The following is a 16,630-nucleotide window of genomic DNA, read 5'->3' on the forward strand; positions in this document are numbered from 1 at the left end:
TACCGGTCGTTTAACAAGCGACTGTTATACTTTTGGTATACCGAATCTATTCGGCGGTGATTTTTTCTTATCGGCTCCGCGTCGTTCGGTAGAGCAGGCTTGCCCGCTCTACTCTTGCTGACTGTATCGGTTATTCACAAAAGGAACGGTAACCTCCCAATCAACAGTGCGGAATAAACGAACGGTTTAAAAGTAGACCGTGCCGTCTTTGGGGTAGCGTACCGAGTAGCCGAACCGCAGGATCCGTTCCTCGCCCGGGTCCAATTGCAATTTCCAGGTCAGCATCCCCGAATCCGCATCCGCCTGCGCCCCCGAACTTTCCGTCAGCGATACCTCCACCTCATCCGTACTCGCCACCGGATACTGGTCCTTTACCGTCAGATTCACCGGGAAATCCCTATTGTTTCTGATTCGGATTTCATATACGCACGACCGTTCCTTTTCCGACCTCGACACCCGCTTTTCATAATTTTTCACCTCCGAGCGTTCTACCGCCACCCTCGGTTCCTCCGTCAGCGGAATCGACAACGTATCTTCCACCGTATTCACCGACAGGTCCGACTGTCCCAGCATGCGCCCGTCGTAAAAAACGTTCATCCGGCCGCCGCGTAAGCGGAGCCGCTGCCAATCCGGGATACGCGCCATCATCAGTACTTTGTCGCTAATCTTCGGCGTCGCCTCGTAATCATACGAGGCCGGGATCGTATCTTTATATACCGTGACCGTTTGATAAGTCCGGTCGCCGTCCGCGGAATAAACCAGCGACAACGGTTCCGGCAGCAGATAGCTGACATCCGCCTCCGTCTCTGCCAGCTCCGCCTCCGCAACGTAAGTTCCCCCGAAGCGGGTTACATCGACCGCCAAACTTTGCTCGACATCTAAATCCAATATATCGACTCTGCGTTTCTTTTCGACCGGTACGGCAGGTCTGTAGCCCGCTATTTGCCGATATAGCCGTTTCGGTTGCGACAATCGTTTGGGCGTACCGTAACTCAAAGCCGTTTCGACTTCGTTCCAGTCGAAGCCTGTCCATTGCCGGACCGTCGCCTGGTAATCCAGCTCCGCCTGCTGTCGTTCCGAATCGAACCGGAAATAGTAGATCGGCTTCCACTCCGCCGCATCGGCGTAATACGACAGTTCGAACTCCACCTCCCGCGGGCCCGGCGCCTCCACCCACGCCCAGACCAGCGTCACCCGCGAATAATCCCGGCCGATCGATTCGATGACCCGTCGGTCCTCCGCCAATAACTCGTTCTGCTCACCGATCGATTCGCATATCCTGCGCTGCCGCTCATACAGATCCGGGAAACGCTCCCGTATCCATTTTTCTACGATTTTCGCCTCGTCCGGCGATTTCCAGGCATGGGCAGTCTGCGCTTTGAGAAAATCGATCTCCCGTTCTATCGCCATACTGTCCGAGCGGAGTCTGCCCAGCGCTTCCAACTTGACATTCCGCCGACTGACCCGCTGCCGGTACATGCTCACGTTTTTGGCTTGCGTGGCGGGAGAAACTTCCGGTACGAAAGCGACTCCTTCGCTTTGTTCCGTCGGAACCAGCCTGATCTCGACCGTCTCCCGGTCGGCATACCACAAGTCCGGGAACAGCACGCGTTCCTGCGGCATGCCCTTCAGCGACGCCTTGACCGACATCGTGACATAGACCCCCTGGGGATAGACTTTGACGCGTTTGACCCGCGCTATGCCGAACTGCTGTGCGGGAGCCGCGAGTGCGGCGCCCCCTCCGACGAACAGGGCGACCGCCAATAAGCCGAAATGTTTCATAGCCGGTTCGTTATTTCGGTTGAACAACTTTTACAAATATAACATTCCGTACCTGATAATTCCGGCTGTTCGTATTAAAACCTTAATTTTGGATTCGATGAGCAGGTCCCGGCGACATAAATTGCACTACATCCTGATCGGCATCCTGACGGTTTCCGCCGTGTGGTACGCCCTGGTGCTGCCCCGGCCCCTGTTCGATACGCCGTATTCCGCCGTGCTTTACGCCCGCAGCGGCGAACTGTTGGGGGCCAAAGCGGCCGCCGACGGCCAGTGGCGTTTTCCGCCCGGACACGCTCTGCCGGAAAAATACGTCCGTGCCGTCGTGGAATACGAAGACCGGAGATTTTACAAACACCTCGGCGTATCGCTGCCGGCCGTCGTCCGTGCCGCCCGACAGAACTGGCGGGCCGGAGAGGTCGTCAGCGGCGGTTCGACCCTCACCATGCAGCTCGTGCGCCTGAGCCGCGGGAACCCGCCCCGCACCGTCGGCGAAAAGCTGCGCGAAATGCTGATTGCTACTCGCCTGGAGTGGAGTTATACCAAAGACGAAATACTCGCCCTTTACGCCGCTCACGCCCCGTTCGGCGGGAACGTGGTCGGGCTGGAAGCCGCCGCGTGGCGTTATTTCGGCCATGATCCCGGCCAGCTCTCCTGGGCCGAAGCCGCCACCCTCGCGGTATTGCCCAATTCCCCGGCCCTGATCCATCCCGGCCGCGGCCGCCGGGCCTTGCAGGCGAAGCGGGACCGTCTGTTGCGCCGTCTGCTGGAGGCGAGGACGATCGACAGTACCGAATATGCCGCCGCGCTGATCGAGCCGCTGCCCGCCGCACCGGAACCCTTACCCCGCCATGCGCCGCATCTGACCGACCGTCTCCCGGCCGGGACGGTTCTGCATTCGACCCTCGACAACGCCCTGCAACAGCGTACCCGTCAGATCGTGGACGGCTACGGTCGCAGGTCGCTGGCCGCCAACCGTATCCGCAATGCCGCCGCGCTGGTGGCCGACGTGCGGACGGGGGAGGTACTGGCTTACGTGGGGAATATCACTCCCTCGGACAAACCGGGGAAAGCTGCCGACGGCCGTTCGGTGGACGTTGTCCGTGCCCGGCGCAGCACGGGCAGCCTGCTCAAACCGATCCTTTACGGCGCACTGCTCGGCGAAGGCCAGCTGCTGCCCCGCACGTTGGTACTCGATACGCCCCTCGACCTCGCCGGTTTCACTCCGTCGAATTACGACAAGACTTTCCGCGGCGTCGTGCCCGCCGACGAGGCCGTCGCCCGGTCGCTCAACGTGCCGGCCGTCCGGATGCTGACGCTTTACAACAACAGCCGTTTCCTCGCCCTGCTCCGGTCGATGGGGCTGACGACACTCGACCGCAGCGCCGACCATTACGGGGCGACGCTGATCCTCGGCGGGGCCGAGGGAACGCTCTGGGAGATGACCGGGATTTACGCTTCGCTGGCCCGCTCGCTGGAAACTTACGGGCGGACGGGGCATTACGAGGCGGGGGATATGCGGGAACTGACAGTGAGTTTTGCTCCCGCGGTTTCCGCAACAGCGGCCCGCCCGCAGCCATTTCGGGCGGAGGGCGGCAACCGCGTTGCGCCTCCGCGGGCTGAGGACCAGCCGCTTAACTCTTCCGGGAACGAGTCTGCTTCCGGGATTTGTCCCCTCTCGCCTGCGGCCCTCTGGTTCATGTTCGAGGCCATGAGCGGCGTGAACCGTCCCGAAGAGGAGGCCGCCTGGCAGGAATTCAGCTCCATGAAACGGGTAGCCTGGAAAACCGGTACCAGCTACGGCAACCGCGACGCATGGGCCATCGGGCTGACTCCGGACTACGTTGTCGGCGTATGGGTCGGAAACGCCGACGGCGAAGGACGTGCCTCGATGACCGGCGTGGGTTACGCCGCGCCCGTGATGTTCGATATTTTTTCGATGCTTCCGGCGGCTGACGGCTGGTTCTCCGAGCCGTTGGACGACATGGCCTCCGTCGCCGTCTGCCGGCGCAGCGGCCATCGGGCTTCGGAGTGGTGTTTTTCTTCCGACGATCCGGTCGATACGGTGCGTATTCCGCAGGCGGGCACTGCGTCGCCTCTCTGCCCCTACCACCGGCCCGTAACTGCGGACGGCAATGTCCGCGGCTGGTTCGTATTGCCGCCCGCGGCGGAATACTATTACCGGCAGGCCGCTTCGGATTATGCCGTGCCGCCCGCGATGGCCGGGTCGCGGCCGCTGGAGCTGATCTATCCCCGCCATCGTGCGACGCTCTATCTGCCCGAAGGGTTCGGCGGAGCGGGCGCCGTCCCCGCGAAATTCGTATTCCGCGCCGCCCACCGTTCCGACAGCGCTACGATTCACTGGCATCTGGACAACGTGTACCTCGGTTCGACGCGTTCGGCGTCGGTCGCCGGACACGCTCTCACCGTCGCTCCGGCCGCCGGAGAACACTGGCTGACCGTTGTGGACGATGCCGGCAACAGCCAGCGGATCCGGTTTACGGTACTCCGCAGGGAGTAGGCGGTTTCTCCGGCCTGCGCGAACCGGAAACCGCCCGGTGCGGAACCGTATGCAAGGGGCCGTTCGGAAAACTCGTCCGGAATCGCCTTAATTTTATCCGTAAAAACAGTATTTTTGCGGCTCCGTTTCACCTCCGTTTAACGCACTTTCCGCCGCATGACCCAGCGACAGCCCACCATTTTCCAGTCCGTCATCCCGATCCTCGTCCTGCTGGGACTTATCATGACTACCGTGCTCGGTACCGGAGCCGACGCCCTGGCCGGAGCCAATCAGCTGTCGCTCCTTGTAGCCTCTGCCGTCGGCGCGGGTATCGCGGTCTATAACCGCGTCCGGTGGGCCGACATCATGCAGGGCATGGTGCATACCATCAGCGCCTCGTTGCCGGCCATCCTGATCCTGCTGCTGGTCGGGATGCTCTCCGGCAGCTGGATGACGAGCGGCGTGATTCCCACCATGATCTATTACGGCCTCGATATTCTGCGGCCGGATTATTTCCTGCCCGCCTGCGTGGTGATTTCGGCCGCCGTGTCCGTCGCCACCGGCAGTTCGTGGTCCACCATCGCCACCATCGGCGTGGCGCTGATCGGAATCGGGCACGCCCTCGGTTTCGACATGGCCATGACCGCCGGAGCCATCATCTCCGGGGCCTATTTCGGGGATAAGGTGTCGCCGTTGAGCGATACGACGAATCTCGCTTCCGCCGTGACGGGCACCGACCTGTTCGTCCATATCCGTTATATGATGCAGACCACCGTTCCCTCCATTTTGCTGACGCTGGCCGCATTCGCCGTGCTGACCTTCGCCGCGGGGGGCGGCGATGCGGAGGCTTCGGGGGTGGACGCTTTCCAGAACACCATCGCTTCGACCTACCGCATCAGCCCGCTGTTGCTGCTGATACCCGTGCTGGTGGTCTTTATGATCGTCCGGAAGATTCCCGCCGTGCCGGTGCTGATGATCGGTTCCCTGATCGCCGTCGGAGCCGCTGCCCTGTTCCAGCAGGAACTGCTGGCGACGCTCACGCCCGACGGTCGTCTGACGCTGGGGAGCGGATACGAAGTATTGACCCGTTCGCTGTACGGCGAGACTGTGCCGCACACGGGCGACGCGACGGTAGACGATTTGCTGGCTACGGGCGGAATGGCCGGGATGCTCAATACCGTCTGGCTGATTATTACGGCGATGGTCTTCGGCGGGGTGATGGAGGCGGGCCGTTTCCTCGAACGCATCACCGGCGCCATCTTGAGCCGTGTCCGTTCCGCCGGCGGGTTGGTGACGACCGCCACCGGCAGCTGCCTGCTTTTCAACCTCACATCGGGCGACCAATACATGTCGATCGTGGTACCGGGCAAAATGTTCATCGGAGCGTTCCGGCGCAACGGGTTGCAATCCAGGTTGCTGAGCCGCACGCTCGAGGACGGCGGCACGGCCACCTCGGTACTGGTGCCGTGGAATACCTGCGGGGCCACGCAAGCCTCCATTCTGGGCGTTCCGACGCTGGTATACCTGCCGTTCGCCTTTTTCTGCTGGCTCAGTCCCATCGTGACGCTCGCGGTGGCCTGGGCCGGCTGGGGAATCCGGAAACAAGCGCCGTCAGAGGATCAGCCCGATCTCGTCCCCGATCGTGCCGAAACGGCGGGTAAGGTCCAGTAACCGTTCCTCGATCTCCGGAGGCGGCGTGCAAAATCCGCCCGTTCCGGGATGGCCGGCCAGCCATACGGCGCCTTCGTTGTGCAGGGCCATCGTCGCTTCGATGTATTTCAGGTGGGTCGGTTCCTCCAGCAGGAAATTCAGCGGTCGTTTCCGTCCCAGCACCCTCGCTTCGGGCACCTCCGTCCCGAACTCGTCTTCCACTCCCATATTGGCCAGCAACGCTCCCGACCGCTCCAGCACGTCGCCCAGTCCGGCCAATGCTCCCGGGACGCCGGTCGCCGTTACCACGGCATACGCGTCTTCCAGTGCGGCGATGACGGCATCGCGATTGCGGTAATCGATCACCCGTTCCGTTACCGCCGCGATCCGAGGCGAGACGGTGGCCGGATCGGTGACGACCCGGACTCGCGCCCCCATACGCGAGGCGTACAGTACGATTCCCGTTCCCACTTTGCCGCTGCCGAAAACGACCAACGTATGCCCTTTCCAAGTCCCATATCCCAGCGAGGCCATCGCCCGGAAGTAACTTTCGCCCGTGCCGAGACAGGTTTCGATGCGTTTGATCGTGCCGCTGTCGGCTACGAAAACCGGTTTCCGTTTGCCTTCGTAACCGGGAACGCCGGAACGGGTCAGCTCCACGTACCCGATTCGGGGTTCGAGGCTGGCGAATGCCGCGGCGCAATCGAGGATCAGGTCGAACCTCTCCTGGGAGGTTTCTTCACTTCTCAATGTCGGAATGCCATTCCGTAACAGAAACTCCGCGACGGCCGGGTCATGGGGGAATCCTCCGGCCAGACCGACGGTCAGCTTCGCCCCGGCTTTCAATAGCGGGATGTATTTGGAAACAGTGTTTCGGAAAACGGGCGTGGCATCGAGCACGCACAGTCCGGCGAGCGGTTTTTCGCGTTCCCACCGTGCGGCCTGGTCGGCCAGCGCCGGATATTCCTCGGGACGGTAGTGGGACTGTATAAACTGTTCGAGGTTTGTCATAACGGTTTTTCGTAGCGGTTAAAGGTAGCGATTTTTACGGTGCGACAGCCTGTGAGGAATCCCGGGTTTGCGCGTATGGTTAATTTGCAGGCCAAAGCCTGGAGCCAGCGAGGGCGCGACCGCAGGTTGCAGCCCTTCGCCGGGGGGGCTCGGGGCTGACCGCTATGCGGATGATTAACCGTACGGTTATCTGTAAATTTATTCTCCCCCCCCTTTGGGCGGGCCGGAGTTTGTCGGCAAAAGGAAGGGTTCGGTCGGCGGATTTCCGTCGCCCGTCTTTATTGTTTGGCGCCGGTCGGCGTCTTGGATAGGTTTGCGACAGATGAATCATACAAACCTATGAAAAAACTACGCATCCTTATCGGGGCAGCCTGGCTCTGCACGGCAGGGCCGATGACGACGGAAGCGGCGCCGTGGACGCTCCGGGAATGCATCGAGTATGCCCGCACCCATAACATACAGGTGCAGTCGGCCGAAGTGTCGAACAGCAGTGCGGGGATCAATCTGTTACAGGCCAAGGCACAGCAGACCCCGACGCTCTCCTTTTCGACCGGACAGGGTATTTCCCACGGCAAGGAGGACGGAACTTCCTATTCGGGCAGTTATTCGCTCAACGCGGGGCTGACGATCTATCAGGGCAGCCGGCTGACCAATACGGTCAGACAACGCGAAATACAGACCCGCAGTACACAGCTGGAGGTGGCCGTAGCGCGCAACGACATTGAAATTTCGGTGACGGAGGCTTACCTGGCGATCCTCTATGCCAACGAAAACCTCAGGACGATGCAACAGACGGTAGAGGCGTCGCAGGCGCAGATGGAACGAACGCGGGCATTGCTGGATGCCGGTTCGGTATCGGTCAGCGACTATGCCCAGATCGAGGCGCAGTACCACAGCGACGTTTACGACCGTACGGTGGCCGAGAACACGCTGGCACAGGCCGAGCTGAAACTGAAACAACTGTTGGAACTGGAGCTGGACGACGAATTCGAGGTCGCTTTCCCGGAGGTGGACGATGCGGACGTGATGGCCGTTATTCCGGATCTGGCCGAAGTCTATGCTTCCGCTACGCAGGCGATGCCGCAGGTGGAGAGCAGCCGGTTGGAGATCGAGGCGTCCCGGGTGAACGAAAAGATTGCCAGGGGACAGAAATTGCCGACGGTTTCGCTGAGCGCGGCGGTAGGGACGGGAAATTTCTCGAACAGCGGTTACTCGTTCTTCAACCAATTGAGCGACAAACTGAACGAGAGCGCGACGGTGAATATCAGCGTCCCGATTTTCAACAATCGGTCGGCGCGGTCGGCGATCGACCAGGCGCGGCTCGAAACGCGTTCGTCGGAATTGTCGCATGAACAGACACTGAAAGACCTGCTCTCCGAAGTGGAATCGTTGTGGCAGGATGCCACCTCGGCGCAAAGCCGTTACACGGCGGCAGCCGGGAAACTGAAATCGGCCGAACTGAGTTACCGGCTGGTGCAGGAAAAGTTCGACAGCGGGATGAAAAATGCGGTCGATCTGCTGACCGAAAAGAATAACTACCTCTCGGCGCAGCAGGAGCTGATCCAGGCGAAGTACCAGTCGGTGCTGTCGCTCCGGCTGTTGGAATTCTACCGGGGAGGGCGGATCGACCTGTAAACAAATGCGGAAGGCGGATTTCTGCCGGTTCCGGGTCTTAGCCTGCGAATTAAGATACGGTTATAATTCCTTTTTCGGCTTTGTGCCTATCCCAGCGAAAGAGTTCTTACCCGAAATGTTCGGCAGTACCGCAAAAGCCGGTGATTTTTCCGAATCGCATCAATAAAAATCGCAGGGTTATTCGACAAGGCGAATATCGCCTTCAGGTCGCGCGGGCCTCCGCAGGCTGCGACCCTCGGCAAATAACTGTACGGTTAATTGCCATGCTTCCCCTTAGTCAGGCCGGAGCCACCCCCGGCGTAGGCCTGCAAGCAGTCCACGCTGGCTCCGGCTTTGAAATTAATTGTACGGTTAAAAACAAGTTTCCGCGTTAGCGGGCGGGCCGGACGCCTCCCCCTCGGGAGGCCCGCATTTCGCCGCTCTACGCGTCGGAAATTGCGACCGCTCCCGGGCGTCCGGATTTTATAAATAACTGTATGTTTAATAGTATGTCTATCGCCGACGGGCGTTTGTTTTTTCTGCGTCCGCTCATGCCGCGGGGGCACCGGCTTTCCCGGACGCCTCATGCCGGCGGGGCACTTACTTTTTTACCTACGGTTTGCCGGCGGCTTCCTCGCGCTGCCTCGCCAAAGTCCGCAAGCGGCCTTTAGGTCTCGGTACGCTGTTCGGTTCCTCCTGGCGCCTCGGCCATTCGTGCGAGCCCGATGGCGCTCGGCTGCTGCGTCGGTTGCGCGACCAAAAAAGTAAGCAAAAAAGTCGCCGGGAATGCGATTCCCCGTTCCCGACTAACGTCGGAACGGAAAATCGCATATTCCCGGGCCGGCAGCCTTTACCTGATAAATGAACAGGTAAAAAAGGTTGGGAACATCTAATCATACGATTTGATTACTGCCCATCTTTATTCTTTATCGTCCTGCGGCAGCAGCATTCGTAACGAAAAAAGTCAAATACCAAATATGAAACAGAACCAGAAAATAAAGGGCAAGTCCCTGCTGGCGGCAGCGATGGCCGCAGGACTGGCTTTCGCCTGCTCGCCCGAGGACTCCGGCATGGCTTACGAAACCGTAGCCGTCGAACGAGGCACCATCAGCAACAGCGTCATGGCCACGGGAACCATCGAGCCGATTACCGAAGTCGAAGTCGGCACCCAGGTATCCGGTAAGATTACCAAACTCTACGCCGATTACAACTCCACCGTCAAGGCCGGGCAGCTGCTGGCCGAGCTGGATACCGTCGAACTTCGGGCCACGCTCGATGCGCGGACGGCCAGCCTCGAAGCGGCGCGGGTCAAATACGAATACCAGCAGAAAAATTACAACCGTATCAAAGGGCTGTTCGAAAAAGGCATGGTCAGTGCGACCGACTACGAAGATGCCGAATACGCCTACGAGACCTCGAAAACCGATTACGACATGGCCCTGTCCAACCTGGTGCAGGCCGAGACCAACCTCGGTTACGCGCGTATCTATTCGCCGATCAACGGCGTGGTGATCTCCCGCGAGGTAGAGGTGGGGCAGACCGTAGCTTCCAGTTTCGAGACCCCGACCCTGTTCACGCTGGCCGAAGACCTGCGCGAGATGCGGGTGATCGCGGACGTAGACGAAGCCGATATCGGACAGGTGGAAGAGGGACAGGAGGTCAATTTCACGGTGGACGCCTACCCGGACGATGTGTTCAAGGGTACAGTGACGCAGAAACGCCTGCAAGCCACCGAGGAATCGAACGTGGTGACTTACGAAGTGGTCATCTCCGCCGCCAATCCGGACATCAAACTCATTCCGGGCCTGACGGCCAACGTGACGATCTTCACCATGCAGAAACCGGACGTGCTGATCGTCCCGGCCAAAGCGTTCCGCTTCTCGCCGGACATGGGCGGGAAGACCGCTACGTCCGGGCCGAAACGGGTGTATGTCGATCATGGCGGCAAATTGACGGAAACCCCTGTCAAAACCGGCGTTTCGGACGGTATCTATACGGAGATCGTCAGCGGCCTGTCCGAAGGCGATTCGGTGGCGGTCGGTTTCAGGATGACGATGCCGGCCGGCATCGACGACGAGGAGGCCGGCGGCGAACAAAGCCCTTTCATGCCGACGCCTCCGGGGAGGAATAAGAAAAAATAGACCGGGCCGGTACCGTACGGGCCGAAAATATGGGCGTCCGGTCGACGAACGGACGGGTATCGAAAACCCTGGAATGTTCCGCCGGGAGCGGGCGAACGGCATCCGGACGGGTTTTGTCCGGAACGCAACCCGACAGACGGAAATAAACTGCCGTGCGGGCCTGTGCGGCAACAGTAACGACCGCATGCAAAGAGTAATTTATGGAAAAAGAGATCATAAAAATCGAGAATATCCGCCGCGATTTCACGGTGGGGAGCGAAACGGTTCATGCCCTGCGCGGGGTATCGTTTTCGATCCGCGCCGGCGAATTCGTGACCATTATGGGGACCAGCGGTTCTGGGAAATCGACCATGCTGAACATTCTGGGCTGTCTGGATACCCCCACCTCCGGCGAATATTACCTCGACGGCATTTCGGTGCGGACGATGGGCAAAAACGACCGCGCCACGCTGCGTAACCGCAAAATCGGATTCGTGTTCCAGAGTTACAACCTGTTGCCGAAGACCACGGCGCTGGAGAATGTCGAACTGCCGCTGCTTTATAACCGCGGATTCTCCGCCCGCCAGCGGAAAGAGAAAGCGGAACAGGCTTTGGTCGCGGTGGGGCTGGCCGAACGGATGAGCCACCGGTCGAACCAGATGTCCGGCGGTCAGCAGCAGCGCGTGGCCATCGCCCGCGCATTGGTCAACGATCCGGTGATCCTGCTGGCCGACGAAGCGACCGGGAACCTCGACACCCGGACTTCGTTCGAGATTCTGACCCTTTTCCAGCGTCTCCATGCCGAAGGGCGGACGATTATTTTCGTCACCCACAATCCGGAGCTGGCCGAATTCAGCAGCCGCAACATCACCCTGCGGGACGGCCGGGTGGTCGCGGATACGCTGAACGGCAATATCCGTTCGGCCCGCGAGGTACTCGAATCGCTGCCCAAAGAGAACGACTAAACCTGACTGTGAACGATGAATTATAAGAATCTGGTGCGCATCGCGCTGCGGGCGCTCAACAACAATAAATTCCGGGGATTCCTCACCATGCTGGGGATTATCATCGGGGTGGCGTCGGTCATCGCGATGCTGGCCATCGGGCAGGGATCGAAACGAAGTATCCGGGCACAGATTTCGGAAATGGGTTCCAATATGATCATGATCCACCCGAAATTCGACCGCGGAGCGGGGGTACGGCTCAGCGCGAGCGACATGCAGTCGCTGAAGCTGACCGATTACCAGGCGATTCTGAACGAAAGCACTTGGGTGGCGGCCGTTTCTCCGTCGGTCAATGCCAGCGGGCAGGCGATCTACGGAGCCAACAATACGCCGACTACCGCATACGGTATCAGTCCGGAGTATCTGGACATCCGTAAATATCAGGTCGGACAGGGGGAGATGTTCACCGAAAGCGATATCCATTCGGCAGCGAAGGTCTGCGTAGTGGGACAAACGGTAGTGGACGAGTTGTTCACGAACGGAGAAAGTCCGCTGGGCAAGACGATCCGGTTCGATAAGATCCCGCTGCGCATTGTCGGCGTGCTGACTTCGAAAGGATACAACTCGATGGGGCAGGATCAGGACGACCTGATTCTGGCCCCCTATACCACCGTCCAGAAACGGATGCTGGCGATCACTTACCTGCAAGGCATTTTCTGTTCGGCGTTATCCGAAGAGCTGACCGACCGGGCGGTCGAGGAGCTGTCGGACATCCTGCGGCGTACCCATAAATTGTCGGAAACGGCGGAGGACGATTTCGAAATCCGTTCGCAGGAGGAGCTGAGTTCGATGCTGAGTTCCACCACGGAGATGATGACGGTGCTGCTGGCCTGTATCGCAGGCATCTCGTTGCTGGTCGGCGGGATCGGTATCATGAATATCATGTATGTGTCGGTGACCGAACGGACGCGGGAGATCGGCCTGCGGATGTCTATCGGCGCCAAAGGACGGCATATCCTGTTCCAATTCCTGATCGAAGCGGTGATTATCAGCGTGATGGGCGGGATTATCGGAGTATTGCTGGGCATAGGGGCTTCGGCGGCGATCAAGTATCTTGCGGGATGGCCGGTGTATGTACAGGTTTATTCAGTGATTCTTTCGTTCGCGGTCTGCACGGTGACGGGTATCTTTTTCGGTTGGTATCCGGCGCAGAAGGCGGCCCGGCTCGACCCGATCGAGGCGATCCGGTACGAATGATCGTCTCCGGCTAAAAACGGATTAATCGTACGGTTAAAAACAAGTTTCCGCGATAGCGGGCGGGCCGAACGCCTCCCCCTCGGGAGGCCCGCAACCTTCGTAAACTCGGGGCGGTCTCCCGGGCGCCCGACCCGAATAACCCGAATAAAAAATAACCGTACGATTAAATATATGTTTATCCCTGGAGTACATATGACCGGGTAAAAAAAGTACCGCACCCCGGAAAACAAGGATGCGGTACTTTCCGGAACGACCGGATTTCGGCGGTTAGAGATTGTTTTTCACGCTCTCCACGATCTGGCCGTCGAGCAGGTTGATGATCCGGTGGGCATACGTCGAATCTCGCTGAGAGTGCGTCACCATGATGATCGTCGTCCCCTCGCGGTTCAGTTCCGACAGCAGCGTCATCACCTCCTGGCCGTTCTTCGTGTCCAGGTTACCGGTCGGTTCGTCCGCCAATATCAGTTTCGGCTGGGCGACCACGGCGCGGGCGATGGCCACGCGCTGCTGCTGACCTCCGGACAACTGCTGCGGGAAGTGGCCCGCACGGTGGCTGATGTTCATGCGCTGAAGGATGTCGTTCACCATCTCTTTCCGTTTCTTGGCCGGAATACGCAGGTAGATCAGCGGCAGTTCCACATTCTCGAAAACGTTCAGTTCGTCGATCAGGTTGAAGCTCTGGAACACGAAACCGATATTGCCCTTGCGGTACAGCGTGCGTTCCTTCTCCTTGAGCGAACCGACCTCCTTGTCCAGCAGATAGTATTTCCCCTCCGAAGGATTATCCAACAGCCCAAGGATATTCAGCAAAGTCGATTTGCCGCAACCCGAAGGCCCCATGATCGCGACGAATTCGCCCGGAGCGACCTCCATGGAGACGTGGTTCAGCGCGACGGTTTCCACCTCTTCCGTACGGAAATATTTGCTTAAGTCTTCGATGCGGAGCATCGGTTCGGTGTTCTGATTGGTATTTTCCATGATTCGTATGAATTGATTGCTTTGTGATTGAACTGTTTGTTACGGTTTAGTAGCTTAAATCGTGCCAAAGTAGATAAACTACTTAATATCAGCGAATAACAAAAAGAGAAACTTTGTCGGATTGTCTAAAAATTGGACACCGTGTGTCCAATTTTTAGACAAATCGGTTAGGTGAATATATACACTTTACACAAACCCCGTTTCGGCTCGGCGCCGGACGGTATAAGGCGCCGCAAACCCGGGCAAAAGACCCGGAGAGTCCGGCGCGAGCCGAAAAAACAATGCCGCATAAAAGTAGTATATCATTACCATCGGTTATTCCGCCTTGAGCGCGTTTACGGGATTGGCCGTGGCCGCACGCCAGCTCTGCACCGTCACCGTAATCAGCGTGATCAGCAGCACGACCGCCAGCGACAAAGCGAAAACCCACCAATAGACAGGCGTACGGTAAGCGAAAGTCTCCAGCCACTTCGTCACTCCGTACCATGCCAGCGGAGCCGCTATCACGAAACAGACGAAAACCAGACGGACGAAAGACTTGTTGAACATCGTCAGGATCTCGACCACCGTCGCGCCCATCACCTTCCGCACGCCGATCTCCTTGCGGCGGTACTGCGTTTCGAACACCACCAGGCCGAAAACGCCCACCAGCGAAATCACCACGGCCAGCAGCGAGAAGACCGTAATCAGCGACGTGGTCCGCCGGTCTTTCTGATACAGAGCGTTGAACGCCGTGTCGAAAAATTGAGCGCTCACCGGATAAGCCGGATCTATCTGCGCCGCCACCCGTTCGATATGATCCACCGCAGCGTAGGGATCGCCTTTGATCTTGAAATAGGCCACAGGCAGGGGCGTCGCACCGAACTGCTTGCCGCGCACGACCATGGCGAACGGGGCGATCGACGAATGCAGCGACTGGAAATTGAAATCTTTGGCGATCCCGCGGATTTCCGACTTCAGGGCGTTCTCGCCGCTACCCCATTCGACGATCTGGTCCCGGGTCGTGAGGCCGTAGTCCTTGGCCGCTTGTTCGTTGAAAATATAGACGTTGCCCTGGCGAATCGAATCCCGTTCGTTGAAATAGTCCCCGTCCGCCAGTTCGATGCCCATCACTTGCGGGAAATTCCACGATACCGGTTCGACCGCAAAACTGATCTGCTGTCCCCGGAAGTCTTTGAACCATTGGGCATGGCTGTTACCGATGCCGATCGGCATCTGCGAGTAGGCCACGTCTTCGATCAGAGGCGACTGCTTCACCTCCGTATCGAAAGCCTTCGACCCGACCAGCTCGCCGCCCAGCTGCATATAGGCGATCCGTTCCTGATCCATGCCGGTATCGATATAACGCAGATAATTGTTCTGCAACTGAAGGAACATGGCCGCCACGATCAGTCCCAGCGAAACCACGAACTGGAACCCGATCAGCGCCGTGCGCAGTTTCCGTCCTTTGGCCGACATGCCGAACGATCCCTTTTTGAGCACCAGCGCCGGAGGGAACGAAGTCGTATAGTATGCCGGATAAAGCCCGGCCAGCAATCCGACCGCCGCCGCCACGCCCAGGGCCGTCAGCATGAGAGAACCGTTGCCGGCCAGCGAAATCCCGCCCGAAAGGAACTGGTTGAACGACGTGCCGCTCAACAGATAGACCCACAGCACGGCCGCCGCGAAGGCGATCAGGGCGATGCCCTCCGCTTCGGCCACCAGCGCGGCCCGCAGGGTCGAGACCGGCGACCCCAGCACCTTCTGCGTGTTGATGCTCTTGATCCGTAGCGGGGTCAGCGATGTCGAGAAATTCACGAAGTTCACGGCCGCGATCCCGATCACCAGCAACGCGATCGCCAGAAGCAGGTCCGTCGTCGTGCGTTTCCCGTGTTCGGTTCCGAAATCGGCCATCAGAGGGCGCGTGTCGAAATAGATGTCGGACAGTTCGGTCAGCCCGATCGTCGGACTTTCGGCCCATCCCACCTTGGAGGCGAGGTCGAAACGGTTCCACTCCTGCGCGACCGCCTCGGGATCGGCTCCCGGTTGCAGCAGGACATACATGGTGTACGAGAACGTTCCCCAATCGTCGTTTTCCCCTTTTTCGGGAATCGACGTATAGACGAGATTTTTGATCTGCGAATTGGCCGGAAAATCCCGGTAAACGCCTCCCACCTCGAAATCGGCAGCCTGGTCCCCGCTATTGACCGTAATCCGTGCCCCCAGCACGCCGAACTCGCTGCCGAAGAATTTACGGGCCAGCGAAGCCGGCAGCAGCGCTTTGCCCGGCGCGACCAGCACATCGTCCGTGCCTTCCACCATCTCGGGCGTGAACAGCCGGGTGAAGCCGGGGGTTGCCCCCATGGTGATCTGGAGGAATCCGGTTTCGGTACCGTTCCGATCGACCGTCACATAGCTTTCGGTGAAGTGGGGCCGGATGATGCAGTAATCTTCGACGGCCGCCGTATTGTCCCCGAATGTCGGGCCGAACGGACGCGATACGATCGGGACGTGCCCCAGCTCGCCCGCATCGACTTCGACCCGGTAGATACGGCCGGCGTTCCTGTGGAATTTGTCGAAAGAGTATTCGTAACGAACCTGCATCAGGATCAGGATGAATGCGGCGAAGGCCACGCTCAGCCCCAGGATATTGAGCGCCGATGCCATTTTGAACCGGCGCAGAGTGGTCAGAAAATTTCTGAAAATCGTTTTCATTTCGATAAGAATAAGGTCTGAAAAAAGCGGCAGGAGGCCATACCGTCAAACTCCCCTGCCGCCTTTAAGACGCATCCTCTTTC

10 protein-coding genes are annotated in these 16,630 nt (G+C 59.1%); 6 read left to right on the top strand and 4 right to left on the bottom strand.

Annotation, left to right across the window (positions count from 1 at the left end):
- Positions 1 to 186: 186 nt before the first annotated feature.
- A complete protein-coding gene (locus tag RIKMI_RS0107260) occupies positions 187 to 1,782 on the bottom strand; it encodes a DUF4139 domain-containing protein (protein ID WP_027291060.1) in 1,596 nt (531 codons plus the stop codon).
- A gap of 97 nt (positions 1,783 to 1,879) precedes the next feature.
- Here RIKMI_RS0107260 and RIKMI_RS0107265 point away from each other — a divergent pair, with 97 nt between their 5' ends.
- Both RIKMI_RS0107265 and nhaC read left to right on the top strand, forming a co-directional pair.
- Positions 1,880 to 4,300 carry a penicillin-binding protein 1C gene (locus RIKMI_RS0107265; RefSeq protein WP_051214570.1) on the top strand — a complete coding sequence of 807 codons (2,421 nt, stop codon included), beginning with the start codon at positions 1,880 to 1,882 and terminating at the stop codon, positions 4,298 to 4,300.
- Between the two features lie 156 nt (positions 4,301 to 4,456).
- The gene (nhaC, locus tag RIKMI_RS13375) at positions 4,457 to 5,950 is read left to right on the top strand and encodes a Na+/H+ antiporter NhaC (protein WP_037291679.1); all 1,494 of its coding nucleotides are present in this window, start codon (positions 4,457 to 4,459) and stop codon (positions 5,948 to 5,950) included.
- Here nhaC and RIKMI_RS0107275 read toward each other — a convergent pair.
- The gene (locus RIKMI_RS0107275) at positions 5,891 to 6,940 is read right to left on the bottom strand and encodes an NAD(P)-dependent oxidoreductase (protein ID WP_051214408.1); all 1,050 of its coding nucleotides are present in this window, start codon (positions 6,938 to 6,940) and stop codon (positions 5,891 to 5,893) included. The genes nhaC and RIKMI_RS0107275 overlap by 60 nt on opposite strands.
- A gap of 339 nt (positions 6,941 to 7,279) precedes the next feature.
- Between RIKMI_RS0107275 and RIKMI_RS13380 the strand changes: the two genes are divergently transcribed.
- The 4 genes from RIKMI_RS13380 (at position 7,280) to RIKMI_RS0107300 (ending at position 12,875) form a co-directional block, all read left to right on the top strand.
- On the top strand, positions 7,280 to 8,575 hold the full coding sequence (locus RIKMI_RS13380; RefSeq protein WP_051214409.1) for a TolC family protein: 1,296 nt from the start codon (positions 7,280 to 7,282) through the stop codon (positions 8,573 to 8,575).
- Between the two features lie 974 nt (positions 8,576 to 9,549).
- Positions 9,550 to 10,695, top strand: a complete 1,146-nt coding sequence (locus RIKMI_RS0107290) for an efflux RND transporter periplasmic adaptor subunit (RefSeq protein WP_027291063.1) — start codon at positions 9,550 to 9,552, stop codon at positions 10,693 to 10,695.
- A 200-nt stretch (positions 10,696 to 10,895) separates the two neighbouring features.
- Positions 10,896 to 11,639: an ABC transporter ATP-binding protein gene (locus RIKMI_RS0107295; RefSeq protein WP_027291064.1), complete on the top strand. Its 744-nt coding sequence runs from the start codon at positions 10,896 to 10,898 to the stop codon at positions 11,637 to 11,639.
- A 15-nt stretch (positions 11,640 to 11,654) separates the two neighbouring features.
- Positions 11,655 to 12,875, top strand: a complete 1,221-nt coding sequence (locus tag RIKMI_RS0107300) for an ABC transporter permease (RefSeq protein ID WP_027291065.1) — start codon at positions 11,655 to 11,657, stop codon at positions 12,873 to 12,875.
- Positions 12,876 to 13,142: 267 nt separating this feature from the next.
- Here RIKMI_RS0107300 and RIKMI_RS0107305 read toward each other — a convergent pair whose 3' ends face one another.
- Positions 13,143 to 13,823: an ABC transporter ATP-binding protein gene (locus tag RIKMI_RS0107305; protein WP_027291066.1), complete on the bottom strand. Its 681-nt coding sequence runs from the start codon at positions 13,821 to 13,823 to the stop codon at positions 13,143 to 13,145.
- A gap of 345 nt (positions 13,824 to 14,168) precedes the next feature.
- A complete protein-coding gene (locus RIKMI_RS0107310) occupies positions 14,169 to 16,547 on the bottom strand; it encodes an ABC transporter permease (RefSeq protein WP_027291067.1) in 2,379 nt (792 codons plus the stop codon).
- Positions 16,548 to 16,630: the final 83 nt, after the last annotated feature.

The sequence above is a fragment of the Rikenella microfusus DSM 15922 genome (genome assembly GCF_000427365.1).
GTDB classification, from domain to species: Bacteria; Bacteroidota; Bacteroidia; order Bacteroidales; family Rikenellaceae; genus Rikenella; species Rikenella microfusus.

Bases quoted from the DNA above. Each gene is read 5' to 3' on its own strand.
- RIKMI_RS0107260 (WP_027291060.1), bottom strand. From the start codon at position 1,782: ATGAAACATTTCGGCTTATTGGCGGTCGCCCTGTTCGTCGGAGGGGGC.
- RIKMI_RS0107265 (WP_051214570.1), top strand. From the start codon at position 1,880: ATGAGCAGGTCCCGGCGACATAAATTGCACTACATCCTGATCGGCATC.
- nhaC (WP_037291679.1), top strand. From the start codon at position 4,457: ATGACCCAGCGACAGCCCACCATTTTCCAGTCCGTCATCCCGATCCTC.
- RIKMI_RS0107275 (WP_051214408.1), bottom strand. From the start codon at position 6,940: ATGACAAACCTCGAACAGTTTATACAGTCCCACTACCGTCCCGAGGAA.
- RIKMI_RS13380 (WP_051214409.1), top strand. From the start codon at position 7,280: ATGAAAAAACTACGCATCCTTATCGGGGCAGCCTGGCTCTGCACGGCA.
- RIKMI_RS0107295 (WP_027291064.1), top strand. From the start codon at position 10,896: ATGGAAAAAGAGATCATAAAAATCGAGAATATCCGCCGCGATTTCACG.
- RIKMI_RS0107300 (WP_027291065.1), top strand. From the start codon at position 11,655: ATGAATTATAAGAATCTGGTGCGCATCGCGCTGCGGGCGCTCAACAAC.
- RIKMI_RS0107305 (WP_027291066.1), bottom strand. From the start codon at position 13,823: ATGCTCCGCATCGAAGACTTAAGCAAATATTTCCGTACGGAAGAGGTG.
- RIKMI_RS0107310 (WP_027291067.1), bottom strand. From the start codon at position 16,547: ATGAAAACGATTTTCAGAAATTTTCTGACCACTCTGCGCCGGTTCAAA.